The 15790-nt window shown below is 59.2% G+C and carries 16 protein-coding genes; 8 read left to right on the forward strand and 8 right to left on the reverse strand.

Features of this window, described 5'->3' with window-relative positions; all coding sequences use genetic code 11:
• Together DXT96_RS09715 and DXT96_RS09720 are read left to right on the forward strand one after the other, a co-directional pair.
• Positions 1-1059: a sugar phosphate isomerase/epimerase gene (locus DXT96_RS09715; RefSeq protein ID WP_153514458.1), complete on the forward strand. Its 1059-nt coding sequence runs from the start codon at positions 1-3 to the stop codon at positions 1057-1059.
• Positions 1059-2222: a Gfo/Idh/MocA family protein gene (locus DXT96_RS09720; RefSeq protein ID WP_246670552.1), complete on the forward strand. Its 1164-nt coding sequence runs from the start codon at positions 1059-1061 to the stop codon at positions 2220-2222. Before DXT96_RS09715 ends, DXT96_RS09720 begins: the two co-directional genes overlap by 1 nt.
• A 533-nt stretch (positions 2223-2755) precedes the next feature.
• Here DXT96_RS09720 and DXT96_RS09725 read toward each other — a convergent pair.
• Positions 2756-3919, reverse strand: coding sequence for a M20 aminoacylase family protein (locus DXT96_RS09725; RefSeq protein WP_153514459.1), 1164 nt, complete (start codon positions 3917-3919; stop codon positions 2756-2758).
• A 223-nt stretch (positions 3920-4142) separates the two neighbouring features.
• Here DXT96_RS09725 and DXT96_RS09730 point away from each other — a divergent pair, with 223 nt between their 5' ends.
• Positions 4143-5201 (forward strand): D-alanyl-D-alanine carboxypeptidase family protein, encoded by a 1059-nt coding sequence (locus DXT96_RS09730; RefSeq protein WP_174374015.1) that lies wholly within the window; start codon positions 4143-4145, stop codon positions 5199-5201.
• Between the two features lie 409 nt (positions 5202-5610).
• Entirely contained in the window at positions 5611-6750 is a 1140-nt protein-coding gene (locus DXT96_RS09735; RefSeq protein WP_153514460.1) for a GTP-binding protein, read from the forward strand.
• Between the two features lie 247 nt (positions 6751-6997).
• Here DXT96_RS09735 and DXT96_RS09740 read toward each other — a convergent pair whose 3' ends face one another.
• From DXT96_RS09740 to DXT96_RS09760, 5 genes are all read right to left on the reverse strand, one after another.
• Positions 6998-7234, reverse strand: coding sequence for a sulfurtransferase TusA family protein (locus tag DXT96_RS09740; protein WP_153514461.1), 237 nt, complete (start codon positions 7232-7234; stop codon positions 6998-7000).
• Positions 7231-8529: a murein L,D-transpeptidase family protein gene (locus tag DXT96_RS09745; RefSeq protein ID WP_153514462.1), complete on the reverse strand. Its 1299-nt coding sequence runs from the start codon at positions 8527-8529 to the stop codon at positions 7231-7233. Before DXT96_RS09745 ends, DXT96_RS09740 begins: the two co-directional genes overlap by 4 nt.
• A gap of 293 nt (positions 8530-8822) precedes the next feature.
• Positions 8823-9776 (reverse strand): acetyl-CoA carboxylase carboxyltransferase subunit alpha, encoded by a 954-nt coding sequence (locus tag DXT96_RS09750; RefSeq protein WP_142841505.1) that lies wholly within the window; start codon positions 9774-9776, stop codon positions 8823-8825.
• Between the two features lie 63 nt (positions 9777-9839).
• Positions 9840-10823: a site-specific tyrosine recombinase XerD gene (gene xerD, locus DXT96_RS09755; RefSeq protein ID WP_153514463.1), complete on the reverse strand. Its 984-nt coding sequence runs from the start codon at positions 10821-10823 to the stop codon at positions 9840-9842.
• Positions 10820-10993, reverse strand: a complete 174-nt coding sequence (locus DXT96_RS09760) for a histidine kinase (RefSeq protein ID WP_149899460.1) — start codon at positions 10991-10993, stop codon at positions 10820-10822. The genes xerD and DXT96_RS09760 overlap by 4 nt, the downstream gene beginning before the upstream one ends.
• Before the next feature lie 188 nt (positions 10994-11181).
• Between DXT96_RS09760 and DXT96_RS09770 the strand changes: the two genes are divergently transcribed.
• Together DXT96_RS09770 and aroB are read left to right on the forward strand one after the other, a co-directional pair.
• The gene (locus DXT96_RS09770) at positions 11182-11772 is read left to right on the forward strand and encodes a shikimate kinase (RefSeq protein ID WP_149899459.1); all 591 of its coding nucleotides are present in this window, start codon (positions 11182-11184) and stop codon (positions 11770-11772) included.
• On the forward strand, positions 11769-12902 hold the full coding sequence (gene aroB / locus DXT96_RS09775; protein WP_153514464.1) for a 3-dehydroquinate synthase: 1134 nt from the start codon (positions 11769-11771) through the stop codon (positions 12900-12902). The genes DXT96_RS09770 and aroB overlap by 4 nt, the downstream gene beginning before the upstream one ends.
• Positions 12903-12960: 58 nt before the next feature.
• Here the strand turns inward: aroB and DXT96_RS09780 are convergent, their stop codons facing one another.
• The gene (locus DXT96_RS09780; RefSeq protein ID WP_371418826.1) at positions 12961-13539 is read right to left on the reverse strand and encodes an exonuclease domain-containing protein; all 579 of its coding nucleotides are present in this window, start codon (positions 13537-13539) and stop codon (positions 12961-12963) included.
• Positions 13540-13653: 114 nt separating this feature from the next.
• Positions 13654-13935, reverse strand: coding sequence for a BolA family transcriptional regulator (locus DXT96_RS09785; protein ID WP_149899457.1), 282 nt, complete (start codon positions 13933-13935; stop codon positions 13654-13656).
• A 115-nt stretch (positions 13936-14050) separates the two neighbouring features.
• On the opposite strand from DXT96_RS09785, the gene DXT96_RS09790 reads away from it, so the two are divergent.
• Together DXT96_RS09790 and cobS are read left to right on the forward strand one after the other, a co-directional pair.
• Positions 14051-14683, forward strand: a complete 633-nt coding sequence (locus DXT96_RS09790) for a J domain-containing protein (RefSeq protein ID WP_149899456.1) — start codon at positions 14051-14053, stop codon at positions 14681-14683.
• Positions 14684-14751: 68 nt separating this feature from the next.
• Positions 14752-15741 (forward strand): cobaltochelatase subunit CobS, encoded by a 990-nt coding sequence (cobS, locus tag DXT96_RS09795; RefSeq protein WP_149899455.1) that lies wholly within the window; start codon positions 14752-14754, stop codon positions 15739-15741.
• Positions 15742-15790 lie beyond the last annotated feature (49 nt).

Here is a 15790-nt window from a genome sequence, read left to right on the forward strand (position 1 = left end):
ATGCGAACCATCAAGGGGCCGGGTGTCTTTCTGGCGCAGTTCGCGGCGGATGAAGCGCCCTATAATTCGCTTGCCTCGCTGGCGGAATGGGCTTCAGCCAAGGGCTTTAAGGGCGTGCAGATTCCCACCTGGGATACGCGCCTGATCGACATGAAACAGGCAGCGGAAAGCGATGCCTATTGTGATGATCTGAAGGGCATGCTCGGCGAGCAAGGGCTGGAGATCACCGAACTCGCCTCCCACATCACCGGGCAGCTTGTGGCGGTGCACCCCGCCCATGACGCGATCATGGACAGTTTTGCGCCGGAGCATGTGCGCGGCAATCCCGCAAAGCGTCGGGCATGGGCCGAGGAACAACTGCGCTTTGCCGCCCGCGCCTCAAAGCGCCTCGGCATCGACCGCCACGTGACCTTCCCCGGGGCGCTTTTATGGCCCTATCTTTATCCTTATCCACAATGGCCGGAAGGGCTGGTGGAGGAAGGCTTTGACGAGCTTGCCCGCCGCTGGACGCCGATCCTCGATGACTTCGACGCCCATGGCGTGGATGTCTGCTATGAAATCCATCCCAGCGAAGACCTGCATGACGGCCACAGTTGGGAGATGTTTCTCGACAAGGTCAAGGAGCATCCCCGGGCGAACCTGATGTATGATCCCTCGCATCTGGTTCTGCAGGGAATGGATTATCTCGCCTTCATCGACCATTATCACGAACGGATCAAAACCTTCCACGTCAAGGATGCCGAGTTTCGTCCAGACGGAAAATCAGGCGCCTATGGCGGTTATCAGCCGTGGTCCAAAAGGGCCGGCCGCTTCCGAAGCCCCGGCGACGGGCAGGTCGATTTCGGGGCGATCTTCACCAAGCTCACCACGTATGGCTTCGATGGCTGGGCGGTGCTGGAGTGGGAATGTTTCGTCAAAAACCCGGAGGACGGCGCGTCTGAAGGCGCACGTTTCATCGCCGACCACATCATCCGCGTTTCGGACCGCGCCTTTGACGATTTCGTCAAATCCGGCGCGAACCGCAATGCCAACCGCGCCATGTTGGGGCTGGAGGAATAATGAGTATCGAAAGACCATTTCGTCTGGGTATGATCGGCGGCGGTCAGGGCGCTTATATCGGCAATATCCACCGTCTCGCCGCACGTCTTGATGGCAAATGGGTGCTGGCTGCCGGGGCCTTCGATGTCGACCCCGAAAAGGGCCGCGCCTTTGCGATCAATGAAGGGCTCGACCCGGCCCGCAGCTATGGCAGCTATCAGGAGCTGATCGCCGGGGAGATTTCCCGCGAGGATCGTGTCGACGCTGTTGCGATCTGCACGCCGAATTTCACCCACTACCCGATCGCGAAAGCGCTGATCGAGGCGGGTTTTGACGTGATCTGCGAAAAACCGCTGACTGCGACGCTGGCGGACGCCATCGCGCTGGAAAAACTGTCGCGGGAAAGCGGCCGCTTTGTGGGGGTCACCTATACCTATTCCGGCTATCCGATGGTGCATGAAGCGCGTGCGCGCGTCGCGGCCGGTGAGATCGGCGAAGTTCGCACCGTACAGGTGGAATATCCGCTGGAATGGATGGCGACGGCCATCGAACAGCAGGGCAATGCCCAGGCGGCATGGCGCACCGACCCGAAGAAGAACGGCCGCGGCGGCTCCATCGGCGATATCGGCACCCATGCCTATCATCTGGCTGGCTTCGTGACCGGGCTGAAACTACAGTCGCTTACCGCCGATCTTGCCACTTTCGTGGCGGGGCGGGCGCTGGATGACAATGCCCATGTGATGATGCGTTATGACGGCGGCGCGCGGGGCCTCCTGTGGTCGTCACAGGTGGCGCTCGGTAATTCCAACGGCGTGCGTCTGCGGGTTTTCGGCGCGACCGGCTCCCTGCAATGGTTTCAGGAGCAGCCGAACGAACTCGTCTATACACCGCTTAACGGGCGTGTGCAGACCATCAAGCGGGGCGCGGATGATCTTTCCGAAGACGCAAGGGTCCGAACACGCACCCCGCCCGGTCACCCGGAGGGATATCTGGAAGCCTTCGCCAACCTTTATGCCGGTTTTGCGGAAGCCATCCGTGCCCGCAAGGCGAGCCGCGAGCCGGGTGCGATTGGCCGCAATATTCCGCTTGCCTATGACGGGTTGAAGGGCGTGGCCTTTGTGGAAGCGGTGGTGGATAGCGCGGAAAGCACCGACCCGCGCTGGATTACGCCGGTGGCGGTGTAGGCGCGCGGCAGACCGTGCCGGAAATCGACCTTTCGGACAGGCCATGTCGGTCCGAAAGGTTTTGGCCGTTCTGGTTGCAGAGCAGGGTCTGTATCTTAACGGCGGATAAAACAGGAAAAAATGGTGTCCACGAGAGGATTCGAACCTCCGACCCCAGGATTCATACCACTTCGGCTTTAACCGCCGTCCCGCCACCAATGGGCAGGGCGTTCGTGGTCTGGACTGTCCCTTCACCATGGACCTTGCGGCCTTTAGGCGCTGCCCTACCAGTCTCTACACCTTCAACAGGCTTTCGCCTGAAGCTTGGCTCGGGATTGGCATGCTGGAAGCCCAGCTAAGCGTTCCCCGAATTTGAGCAGATCGACTACAGCCTTTCGGACCGCAGCCCCCAATTATCAACTAGGAATCCTGTGCTCTATCCTGCTGAGCTACGTGGACACTGAATTGCTCTTTAACCTGACGATGCCTGCGGATCAACCGCGTTCTTCATCGCGGTTGATCTGTTCCTCGGCTTTCTTGGCGTTAGCCGGCAATCAGCTCGTGAGACGCTGTTCAGCCAGCTTCACCCAGTAGGAAATGCCGTAGGCGATGGCCTCATCGTTGAAATCGTAGCCGGGATTGTGAAGCCCGGCCGAATCGCCATTGCCGAGGAAGATAAAGGCGCCCGGCCTTTCCTTCAGCATGAAGGAGAAATCCTCACCTGCCATGGAAGGATCGACATCGGGATCGACATTCGGCTCACCCGCTACATCGCGGGCCACGCGGATGGCATGATCCGTCTCGGCGGCATGGTTGAAGGTCACAGGGCAATACCGCTCATACACCACCTCGGCTTCAGCGCCGTTGGCAAGGGCTATGCCTTCCGCCAACTGCTTGATGCGGTCCTGCGCGAGATCACGCACCGTCTCGTCGAGGCTGCGCACCGTGCCGGCTATCAGCGCCTCGTTGGGGATGATGTTGTGGCTGGAGCCGGCGTGAAAGCGGGTGACGGACACGACGACCGAACGGATCGGATCGGCATTGCGCGAGGCGATCATCTGCAGATTGCCGACGATCTGCGCGCCGATGGTAATCGGGTCGATGGTGCGGTGCGGCTGTGCCGCATGGCCGCCACGGCCCTTGACGGTGATCGAGAACTTGTCCGGTGCCGCCATGATGCCGCCCTTGCGGATGGCGAAGGCGCCGAGCGGAATTCCCGGCATGTTGTGCATGCCATAGACCTCGTCGATGCCGAAACGCTCCATCAGGCCGTCTTCGACCATGGCAAGCGCGCCCGCGCCGCCTTCTTCGGCAGGCTGGAAGATGACGGCGATCGAGCCGGCGAAATTGCGGGTCTCGGTCAGATATTTGGCCGCGCCGAGCAGCATGGCCGTGTGACCGTCATGGCCGCAGGCATGCATGGCGCCCGCTGTTTTGGAGGCCCAGGGTTTGCCGGTTTCCTCAAGAATGGGCAAGGCGTCCATATCCGCGCGAAAGCCGATGGTGCGTCCACTTGAAAGATTGCCGCGGATGATGCCGACCACACCTGTGCGGCCAAGACCGGTCACGATTTCGTCAACGCCAAAAGATTTCAGCTTGTCCGCAACGAAGGCTGCGGTGTTGTCGACATCATACAAAATCTCGGGGTTTTCGTGCAGGTGACGCCGCCATTCGCTGACTTCCTGTTGAAGTTCGGCGGCTCTGTTCAAAATCGGCATTCGTTCATTCCTGGGTTCATCGGTGCGGCGCGTGGTAAAAGCCATCCTCCGTGGTGGATAGTGCGCCGCATAATTGACGTAATCAATGTACTTTGCCATTGCTAGGACATATATGGTGAATATTGCCATTCCCCGACCGAAGACGGGAATTCGAGGACAAGCCTTGCCACAGACAGTTAAATCGCCAAACGCCGCCCGGCGGCTCTCCGCAGCCGTTGCCATCATGACCGCAGGCCTCGTTGCCGCGGCACCCGTGGCCAATGCCAATCCTAAAATGGTGGTGGATGTCAAAACCGGCAAGGTGATTTCCCATCAGGAAGCCTTCCGCAAGTGGTATCCGGCCTCGCTGACCAAGCTGATGACCGCCTATATCGCCTTTTCGCAGATGAAGGCCGGCAAGCTCAGCCCGCAGACGGAAGTGGTGATGAGCAAGAAGGCGGCAGACCAGCCGGCCTCGAAAATGTATTTCAAGCCCGGCCAGAAGCTGACGATGGACAGCGCGCTGAAGCTGCTGCTGATCAAATCCGCCAACGATATTGCCGTGGCGATTGCCGAGACGATCGGTGGCACGTCCGATAATTTCGTGGCGCAGATGAATGCGCAGGCGCAGCGGCTGGGCATGAGCTCCACCCATTACGTGAACGCCAACGGCTTGCCCGGCAAGGGGCAATATACCACCGCGCGGGATCTGGCGCTGCTGGCGCTGATCATCAAGCGCGAATTCCCGGAATATGCCGGCTATTTCTCGCTGGAAGGCGTCACCACCGGCAAGAAGAATTATGCCAATTTCAACATGCTGGTCGGCCGCTTCGATGGCGCTGATGGCATGAAGACCGGCTTCATCTGTGCCTCCGGTTTTAACCAGGTGTCGTCGGCCGTGCGTAATGGCCGCTCCGTCATCACCGTGGTGCTGGGCGCGGACAGCCTTGCCGGACGAACCGACCAGTCTGCAGACCTGCTGCAGATGGGGCTGACGGCGCCTTCCGGTCAAGGGGTTTCGCTCGCTTCTCTGGCACCCTATGGCGATACCGGCGATGTGAACGATGTCAGCGCCGAAATCTGCAACCCGAAGGCTGCCAAGGTGCGCAGCGAGGGGCGCGATGACGCGGGCCGCATGGTTATCCATTCGCCTTATGTAACGGAGATGACCCGCCCGCCGGAATATTCCTTCGCCGGCCTGATCCCGGGCAGCGAGACCGTGGCTGTCAACACGACCAAGGGGGCTACGGCCAAGGGCGAACTGGCCAACGTGCCGATCCCGATCCCACGCCCGACATTCTGATTTTAAGGGAGTATGCCTCCAGGGGCGGCCCCGTCGCACATGAAGCGAGAGGGTGCGTCTTTCGCCTTCTCCCCACCGGGGAGAAGGTCGCGGCAGCGGGTTGAGGGGGCAAGCTCTCCGAAATCCGGCAACGTTTCCCCTTCATCCGACCCCTCGGGCCACCTTCTCCCCGTCGGGGGAGAAGAAACGCGGCGCGACGCCGAGCTTAATACGATTGCTTGTTGCGGCCTAAATCGGGCGGTTTCTCCTGGAGAGCTTTACGAATTGGCTATTCGCAGCTCTGATCTGTTATGATATTACAGTCTCGCCCGTGGCTTCAAGCCCTGGGCGATTTCTGTTTTATCGCGCGGTTCCGGGTCGAACATCGTTCAACGATCTGCCGGAGCTGCCCTCAACATACAGGCAAGGCATGTCTCGCGAGCGTATACCGGTCTCCATCATCACCGGATTTCTCGGCGCCGGAAAATCGACGCTGCTCAACCGGCTCCTCAAAGACCCCGAGATGAGCGACGCGGCGATCATCATCAATGAATTCGGCGATGTCAGCATCGATCATATGCTGGTCGAAAGCGCCGGCGAGGGCATCATCGAACTGGCGGAAGGCTGCCTCTGCTGCACGGTGCGCGGGGAACTGGTGGATACGCTGGCGGAACTGATGGATGGTATCCAGACCGGCAAGCTGAAGCCGGTAAAGCGGGTGGTGATCGAGACGACTGGCCTTGCCGATCCTGCCCCGGTCATGCAGTCGATCATGGGCAATCCAGTGATCGCGCAAAGTTTCGTGCTGAACGGGATGATTACGGTGGTGGATGCCGTGAACGGCCTCTCCACGCTCGATAATCACGAAGAAGCCGTGAAGCAGGCGGCCGTGGCCGACCGGTTGGTGATGACCAAACGAGCGCTCGCCGACGCTTCCACAATTGCTGCACTGAAGGCGCGTCTGCAGACGCTCAATCCGCGCGCAACGATCGAGGATGGCGAAAAGGCCGACTGGAGTGCAGCGGCGCTTCTCGACAATGGTCTTTATGATGCCCGCAGCAAAAATGCCGATGTGGGCCGCTGGCTGGGCGAAGAGGCGGCCCATGATCACGACGATCATGGTCATGGCCATGACCACGGAGACCACCACCATGGCGACCATGGCCATCACCATCACGATGTGAACCGGCACGATGCGTCGATCCGTTCCTTCTCGATCATTCATGACAAGCCGATCGATCCGATGGCGATCGATATGTTCGTGGATCTGCTGCGTTCGGCGCATGGCGAAAAGCTGTTGCGCATGAAGGCCGTCGTCAAGCTTTCGGACAATCCGGAGCGACCGTTAGTGCTGCATGGGGTGCAGAACATTTTCCACCGGCCGGATCGCCTCGCGGCCTGGCCGGACCCGTCTGACCAGCGCACGCGCATGGTGCTGATAACCAAGGACTTGCCGGAGGCCTTCGTGCAGGACCTGTTTGCCGCTTTTACCGGCGCACCGGGTATCGACAGGCCGGACAGGCAGGCGATGACGGATAATCCGCTGGCGATTTCGGGGTTGCGATTTTGAGGTGAGTGGCAGTTGGTGAGGTAGGTTAGCGGGTGTGGCTTACCCCCCTCTGCCCTGCCGGACATCTCCCCCACAAGGAGGGAGATCGGCAAGCGGCCTGCTTCGAATATCGTTATCGTGCGGTTGAGATCGCAGTAATTAAGTTTGAGAGGAACCGAGCGGCTGCATCATCCGATCTCCCTCCTTGTGGGGGAGATGTCCGGCAGGACAGAGGGGGTAGCCACGGGCGCACAGCTAAACCGTCGATTTACCCGCCCTTCACAATCCGAAACCGATGCCCCTTATCCACCGCTACCGTCTCCACCAACCGATGCCCGTCCTCATTGCACATATGGGCAATATCGATGACGGCGAGCGGATCCGTCGTCTCCACGGTCAGAATATCGCCGGCCCTGAGGGCAGCAAGTTTCTTGCGGCTTCTTAAAACCGGAAGGGGGCATTTAAGCCCCCTCAGATCGTAAACCACTTCGGCCGTGTCGTTCATTCCTTGGCCCAGAACTTCCAGAACGGCTTCTTTTCCGGCGCTTCCGGTGCCGGTGCGGAATAGGCGAGCGGGTTGAGCGCCGGAACCGGGATGCCCTGTGCGGCAGCACCGCTCTGGCCGTCGGCCGAAGGCGCGGGGGTGGCCGTTGCAACCATGGTCGGGGCGGCAGGTGCCGGGTTCGACTGCGGGGCGGCTGGCTGAGGCGTTAAAGGGCGCGGGCCGCGCAGCGACGAGGCAGTGGCTGTCGTCGCCGTTGACGACGACGTCACCTGCTGCGCCTTCTTCTCCATCAGCGCGGCATATTCCGTTTCCTTCATCAGCTTACCGGCCTTCAGCGCCGAGCCGGTGGGAGCGTAGGCAGGTTCGCGGCCCTTGCGCTTTTCGACGACCAGCGCCTTGCGCTCCGCCTCGCTTGGATCATACCAGGCCATGCCGTCATATTTCGACATCGCCTTTTGATAGGCGAGATCGTAGGTCTTCTCATAGCTTGAGAGCGCGCTGACCAGTGCGGGCGGTGTGCTCATGGCCGGGCACTGCGCGGAGCCGTTAAAGGTGCCGCCTTCCGTCTGCTGGTTGAAGACGTATTTCTTCTCGCAGACATTCACTTCCGGCGGGCGCTTGGTGACTTCGAAATTGTCGTAGCCGACCTTCAGCATCTTCCAGAATTCGAGATGTTCGCTCTGACGGTGGCGGGCCATGTTTTCCGCCGTCATACGGAAGGGGAAAGCCTGAAGCTGCACGGTTTTCTGGCCGCCCTTGAAGGCGTCACGCGCGAAACCGTAGATTTCGAGGATCTGTGCATCCGTCATCGAATAACAGCCTGACGATGAGCAGGCGCCATGGATCATCAGGTTGGTGCCGTTGCGGCCATTGGCGGCATCGTAGCGGTTCGGGAAGCCGGTATTGATGGCGAGGTAATATTTCGAGTTCGGATTGAGATGCGCAGGTGTGAGGTTGTAGAAACCTTCCGGCGCCTGCCGGTCGCCTTCCTTCACCTTCGGGCCGAGTTTGCCGGACCATGCGCAAATCTCGTAGCCGGCGATCTTCTCGAAGCGGTTGTCGCGTCTGGCCTTCCAGATTTCCAGCGCGCCTTCTTCCTTGAAGATGCGGATCATGATCGGCGAAGTGCGATCCATGCCCTTTTTGTCGATCTCGGCCAGAATGGACGGAGACAGCGGGTAATCGACCTTGTTCTTGACGTGGGAGACGTCGCGTTCAACGGTTTCGAGCGTATCGTTGCAACCGGTAAGAACGAGCGCGGTGCAGGCGAGCAGGGCAAAATGTGTCAAACGCATGATCTGATCCGAAAGACGATGGCACGGGCGGCCGAGTTCTACACCGTCCCGCGTGCAATTTAAATACGGTATTAACCGTTTACATCTTCTTAACTCAAATCGGTGCCCGCCCCCACGACCGCCGATACATCTGTTGATGTGACCGGACTATGGCCGAGTTGGGGCGATTTTCAGGAAAAATGAGGCTGGGAGTTTGATCATTTTAGCGTTTCTTCGAACCGCCAAAAATCTCACTCTTTCTTTTTACGCATTTTCCGGACGTAAAACCGCTACGCACTTTTACTGGAAATGCTTTAAAGGTTCCGGCCGATATCCAGGAACTTCTGGCGGCGTTCAGCACGCAGCTGCGTGCCGGAGCGCTGTGAAAGATCGGCCAGAGCCTTGGCGATCACGTCACCTGTCGCATTGATCACGGTCTCCGGAGCGCGATGCGCCCCGCCGATCGGTTCGGGGATGATGCCGTCGATAACGCCGAGCGATTTCAGATCCTCGGACGTGATCTTCATGTTGGTTGCGGCTTCCTTGGCGCGGGTCGAATCACGCCAGAGAATGGAGGCAGCACCTTCCGGCGAAATCACCGAATAGATCGAATGTTCGAGCATATAGACGCGGTTGCCGGTAGCGATGGCGATCGCGCCGCCCGAACCGCCTTCGCCGATGACGACGGAGACGATCGGTACCTTGACGTTAAGGCACATTTCCGTCGAGCGGGCGATGGCTTCGGCCTGGCCGCGTTCTTCTGCGCCAACGCCGGGATAGGCGCCTGCGGTATCGATGAGGGTGACAACCGGCAGCGAGAAACGGTCGGCCAGTTCGAGCACGCGGATCGCCTTGCGGTAACCTTCCGGACGCGCGCTGCCGAAATTGTGCTTCAGGCGACTTTTGGTATCGTTACCCTTTTCCTGGCCGATGATGGCGACGGGCTGGCCGTTGAAGCGGGCAAGGCCCGCCTGAATGGCGGCGTCTTCGGAAAATTTGCGGTCGCCGGCAAGCGGCGTGAAATCGGTGAACAGCGCTTTGGCGTAATCGACGAAATGCGGGCGCTGCGGGTGGCGCGCAACCTGCGTTTTCTGCCAGGCGTTCAGCTTGGAATAGATGTCCTGCATCGCATCGTTGACGCGCGATTCCAGGCGGTTGATCTCCTCCGAGGTGTCTATGCTCTCGTCTTCATCGGCAAGCTTCTTTAGCTCGATGATCTTGCCTTCAAGGTCCGAGATAGGTTTTTCGAAGTCGAGATAATTGTGCATGAGATCCGTTTCCGATCGTTTTGCGCAAGGTTTGAGCCGGATTATCCGGCGGTTCCGGTCGCTCTAATCAAGGTTTTTGCCCTGTTTGGCAAGGGGGTGATGTGTTTGTACCAGTTCTTGCAGGCGTTCTTCCAGCACATGCGTATAGATTTGTGTCGTGGAAATGTCGGAATGGCCGAGCAGCTCCTGTACGGCGCGCAGGTCCGCACCGTTCTGCAAAAGGTGGCTGGCAAAGGCATGGCGCAGGACGTGCGGCGACACCGCCGAAGGGATAAGGCCGGCGCGAATGGCAATGTCCTTGAGGTCGCGGGCGAAGACTTGTCGTGGCAGATGACCTTCCTTGCTGCTTGAAGGAAACAGCCATGGGCTTTCCGGTGCGTCGGCTTTTTTCCCTGCCTTAGCCTTCTCGGGCGCGAGCGCCTTTCTGGCGGCGTCGTATTTTTCCATGGCCTCGATCGCGGCGCGGGACAGAAGCACCATGCGGTCCTTGTTGCCCTTGCCGCGGATCATCAGGAAGCGGCCCTGCTGGCGCAGCACCTTGACCGGCAGGGAGACGAGTTCGCTGACGCGCATGCCGGTGGCATAAAGCAGCTCCAGCAGCAGATGCATGCGAATGCGGGCAAGCTGGCCGGGACCGGCGATGGCTGCTTCCTCCGCGGCGATGCGCAGCAGTTTCGTCACCTCGGCAACGCTCATCGTTTTCGGCAGGCTGAGACCCTTTTTGGGGGCGTCGATGATGCCGGTCGGATCGTCGCTGCGCAGTCCCTCCGAATAGAGGAAACGATAGAACTGCCGCATCGATGACAAGCGTCGCGCCTGCGAGGTGGCGGCGAAGCCTTGCGCGGAAAGATGGGTCAGATAGGCGGAAAGATCTGCGGTGGCGGCCTCGGTCAAGGACTGGCCACGGCCGCCAAGGAACTCGCGCAGATCGGTAAGGTCGTGTTCGTAAGAGGAGAGCGTGTTGGCGGCAGCACCCCGCTCGGCGCTCATCATTTCCAGAAAACTTTCAAGCCGCGAGCCGTCACGGCCACCCGCTTGTCCGCTCATGGAGTGCGCCTTGCCGGCTCTGCCGCGGCTGGGTTCAGACGTTCGGACGGAATGCGCACCGTCACCTCGCGGTCGCGCGGCTTCACGACCATGACAAGCAGCACCATGCCGCCATAGATCAGCCCCGCGATGGTCGCCAGTATCATCGTGAAGCGGAAGAGGGTGGGCATGGCGGCTCCGTAAAGGTGGCTGTCGAACTTATATGCGGTGCGGCGAAAGCGGCGGCAAGATCAAAAAGCCGGCTTTCGCTCCGTGCCGCATGCGGCGATGATTGTGATTCAACGCCATTCAGGCAGCAATTTGGCTTGACGCTTCGTAAACATTTGCAGATATCCATGCCAAACGGGCTTTCAAATTTATGAATGAAACGAATTTATCCGTCCCGGCCACACTCGGGGAGCAAGCACGGGCAAAGCTCGGGAGGCGCAACATCGTCTTTGTCGGGCTGATGGGGGCTGGAAAGTCTGCGATAGGCCGCATGGTTGCCCAGCAGCTTAAAGTGCAATTCATCGACACGGATGTCGAAATCGAGCGTGTCTCACGCATGACGATATCAGAACTTTTCGCCACCTATGGTGAGGAAGAGTTCCGGGCGCTGGAAACACGGGTCATCAAGCGGCTTTTGCGCGGTGGTCCCAAGGTCATCTCCACCGGCGGCGGCGCCTTCATCAACGATAATACCAGGCGTCACATTTCGCGCGGCAGTATCTCGCTGTGGTTGAAGGCCGATCTCGAGGTTTTGTGGGAAAGGGTCAACAAGCGCGATCATCGTCCGCTTCTCAAGACCGAAAATCCCAAGGCCACGCTGGCGGCCCTGATGGATAAACGTTACCCGGTATATGCAGAAGCGGATCTCACCATCGAATCCCGTGACGTCCGCAAGGAAATCATCGTGACCGAAGTGCTGGCCGCCATCGCCGGTATCGAACAGAAAGACCGACCATCATGACGCCTTCCGAAATCCACGCCGATGAACGTCTTGTCCATGTGCCGCTCGGCGAGCGCGCCTATGATATTCTGATCGGGCCGGGGCTAATCGGCAGGGCAGGTGGCGAGATTTCGGCACGGCTGAAGGGCCGGCGCGCGGCGATCATCACAGATGAGCATGTTGCGCCGCTTTACCTCGAAGGTCTGATGGACGGCCTGCAGACGGACGGTATCGAGGCGGTTTCGCTGACCCTGCCGGCGGGTGAAAAGACCAAGAGCTTTGAGCATCTGGTCACCGTCTGCGATGCGGTTCTCTCCGCACGCGTGGAACGCAATGACGCGGTCATCGCACTCGGTGGCGGTGTGATCGGTGATCTGGCGGGTTTTGCCGCAGGCATCGTGCGCCGCGGCGTGCGTTTCGTGCAGATACCGACCTCGCTTCTGGCGCAGGTCGATTCCTCCGTTGGTGGCAAGACCGGCATCAATAGCCGCCACGGCAAGAACCTCATCGGCGTTTTCCACCAGCCAGATCTGGTGCTGGCGGATACGGCGGTACTCGATACGTTGAGCCCGCGGGAATTCCGCGCCGGTTACGCCGAAGTGGTGAAATATGGCCTGATCGACAAGCCGGATTTCTTCTTCTGGCTCGAGAAGAACTGGGATGAAATCCGCACCGGCGGCCCCGCCCGCATCCAGGCGATTGCGACCAGCTGCCAGGCGAAAGCCGATGTGGTGGTGGCGGACGAGAAAGAAAACGGCGTGCGCGCCCTTCTGAATCTCGGCCACACCTTCGGCCACGCGCTGGAGGCGGCGACCAATTACGACAGCAAGCGGCTGGTGCACGGTGAAGGTGTGGCGATCGGCATGGTGCTGGCGCACCAGTTCTCCGCTCGCATGAACCTTGCAAGCCCTGATGATGCGGCCCGCGTCGAAGCGCATCTGAAGGCGGTCGGTCTACCCACGACGATGAAGGACATCCCCGGTGAGCTGCCGCCGGTCGAGACGCTGATGACGGCAATCGCGCAGGACAAGAAGGTCAAGGGCGGCAAGCTCACCTTCATCCTCACCCACGGCATCGGCCAATCTTTCGTTGCTGATGATGTGGCGTCGTCGGAGGTGCAGTCGTTCCTGTCGGAGAAGCATCCGGGGTGAGGGGCAGCTCAAGCCCTAAGCTAACCCTCTTCATTTGCAAAACCACAGCGTGGAAAGCTCATCCTTTGTTGAGCATGAAACTCAGAAGGTTTGCATAACCGCGCGCATCGTCGATTGCACGATGGGTGTGCTCAATGGCACCCAGCCATTCTGCGGGATAGTGCTGAACGTCACAGCTCCAGTAATCGCGACCGGTTTTTCCCGCGACCATGGACATGATGCAAAGGGGAGCATACCTGAAAAGGCGGTTGGAAACCCACGGGCCTTCAAAAAGCGGCTGACCTGTAAACCGCTTCAGGTAATAATCTAACCACAGACAGTCGAGAGACACTGGATGGGCTGCGAATATCGGCTCAGCATCAAAGGATTTTATCCACGCCACGAAACTTTGAATAGCGACCGCGGCAGGTTGAGCGTTTTCCGTCGCTGCTTCCCAGGCCTTTGGATGTTTGCGCCAAAACTCCATGGTTACGGGGTCGCTCTCCGCATTTTCCAGCCGTTCCAGAACGGTCTCGAAATCGCCGAGAATTTCACCGGTTTCTGAGACTGCAACAGAACCGAATGACAACATTGAGTTTTTTCCTGGGATCGGACCGTCGAATTCACAATCGGTTACAACGTAGAAGTGAGGCATCATTCTCTCGTACGGGACCGGGACCGTATCCCTGTGATTGAGTGTCAGTAGGAAAAGATATTTAGATCAATCAGGTTCTCATCTCAGAAACACGAATGTAATGCTGCGCAGTTAAGCCTAAAACCGCACCGCTTCCCCCGGTGCCGCTACCTCTATTGCCAGCGCATGCAGCCCCGCGTCGAGTTCCGGCTTCAAAACGGCATTGATCGCCCGGTGGCGTTCGACGCGAGACTTGCCGGAAAAGCTTTCCGATACTATCTGAACACGCATATGTGTCTCGCCCGTGCCGGTCATATCCGGCTGGTGGCCCGCATGCATCTGGCTTTCATCGACGACTTTCAGACGCTCTGGTGAAAAGCTCTCACGCAGCTTCGTTTCTATACGTTCTCGCAGGGACATGCGAAGGGCTCCATTCCTGTTGGCTGGTCTTCAAAGGGGGTTACCTAAAAGCCAGCAACATTCCGCTTTGTCAATTCTTGTTGTGCGGCTTTTAGCACTCCATAATCAGGACATCATGAAACTGGATTCGAAATATTTCGACCGCATCCGCACGCGCCGGAAAAGGGAGCGGGAACCTGAGGTTCAGGCCCCCACCTGCCAGTGGGATGGATGCGATAAACCGGGCGTTCACCGCGCACCCGTCGGCCGCAATGCCGAGGGGCAATTCTTCCTGTTCTGTTTTGAGCATGTGAAGGAATACAACAAGGGCTATAATTATTTCTCCGGCCTGTCAGACGGCGAGATCGCCCGTTACCAGAAGGAGGCGATCACCGGCCATCGCCCGACCTGGACGGTCGGCGTCAACAAGACGGCGCGCGACAGCCCCCTTCACTCCACGCTGCGATCCGGCGCGGCCGGCAATGCCCGTATCCGTGATCCTTTCGGCTTCACCGGCGGTTTTGCCGGCGGCGCAAAGGCTGGCGGAGAGCGCCTGCAAAAGGACCGCAAGCTGAAGACGCTGGAGGCGAAAGCTTTCGATACGCTCGGTCTTGCGGCCAATGCGAAGCAGGAAGACATAAAAAGGCGCTATAAGGAGCTTGTCAAAAAGCACCATCCTGATGCTAATGGTGGCGATCGCGGTTCGGAAGAACGTTTTCGGGCTGTTGTTCAAGCATATCAATTGTTAAAGCAGTCAGGTTTCTGCTAAGCCAACTTACGTGTTTACCGCCTGATTGATGATGTGGCCGGGTGGCTGCCGCCCGCCTTGGAGACGTGATGAGCAAAATCGACCTTGATATTTCCAACCTGCCCGACACGACAGTGTCCGTGCGGGAGGTTTTCGGCATTGATACGGATCTGCGGGTTCCCGCCTATTCCCAGGGCGACGCCTATGTGCCGGATCTCGATCCCGACTATCTTTTCGACCGCGATACGACCCTCGCGATCCTAGCCGGTTTTGCTCACAACCGACGTGTCATGGTTTCCGGTTTCCACGGCACGGGTAAATCTACCCATATCGAGCAGGTGGCTGCCCGCCTCAACTGGCCCTGTGTGCGCGTCAACCTCGACAGCCATGTCAGCCGTATCGATCTCGTCGGCAAGGACGCCATCGTCCTGAAGGACGGCAAGCAGGTTACCGAATTCAAGGACGGCATTCTGCCCTGGGCCTACCAGCACAATGTAGCGCTGGTCTTCGACGAATATGATGCCGGCCGCCCGGACGTGATGTTCGTTATCCAGCGCGTACTGGAATCCTCCGGCCGCCTGACCCTGCTCGACCAGAGCCGCGTCATCCGTCCTCACCCGGCCTTCCGTATTTTCGCGACCGCCAACACGGTCGGCCTCGGTGATACGACCGGCCTTTACCACGGCACGCAGCAGATCAACCAGGCGCAGATGGACCGCTGGTCCATCGTTACCACGCTGAACTACCTGCCGCATGAGCAGGAAGTGAACATCGTTGCCGCCAAGGTGAAGAGCTTCGACAATCCGAAGGGCCGCGAAAACGTCTCCAAGATGGTGCGCGTGGCCGATCTCACCCGTTCGGCCTTCGTTAATGGCGACTTGTCCACGGTCATGAGCCCGCGTACCGTCATCACCTGGGCGGAAAATGCGGAAATCTTCGGCGATCTCGCCTTTGCCTTCCGCGTGACCTTCCTCAACAAGTGCGACGAGCTGGAGCGCACGCTGGTGGCCGAGCAATATCAGCGGGCTTTCGGCGTCGAGCTGAAGGAAAGCGCTGCGAACATCGTTCTCAGCGCCTGATATTCCCCGGTTCGTCCGGAGAAATCACCGATGACTTGAAGACGCCGGC

The sequence above is a fragment of the Agrobacterium sp. ICMP 6402 genome, assembly GCF_009498615.1.
Classification (GTDB): Bacteria; Pseudomonadota; Alphaproteobacteria; order Rhizobiales; family Rhizobiaceae; genus Agrobacterium; species Agrobacterium burrii.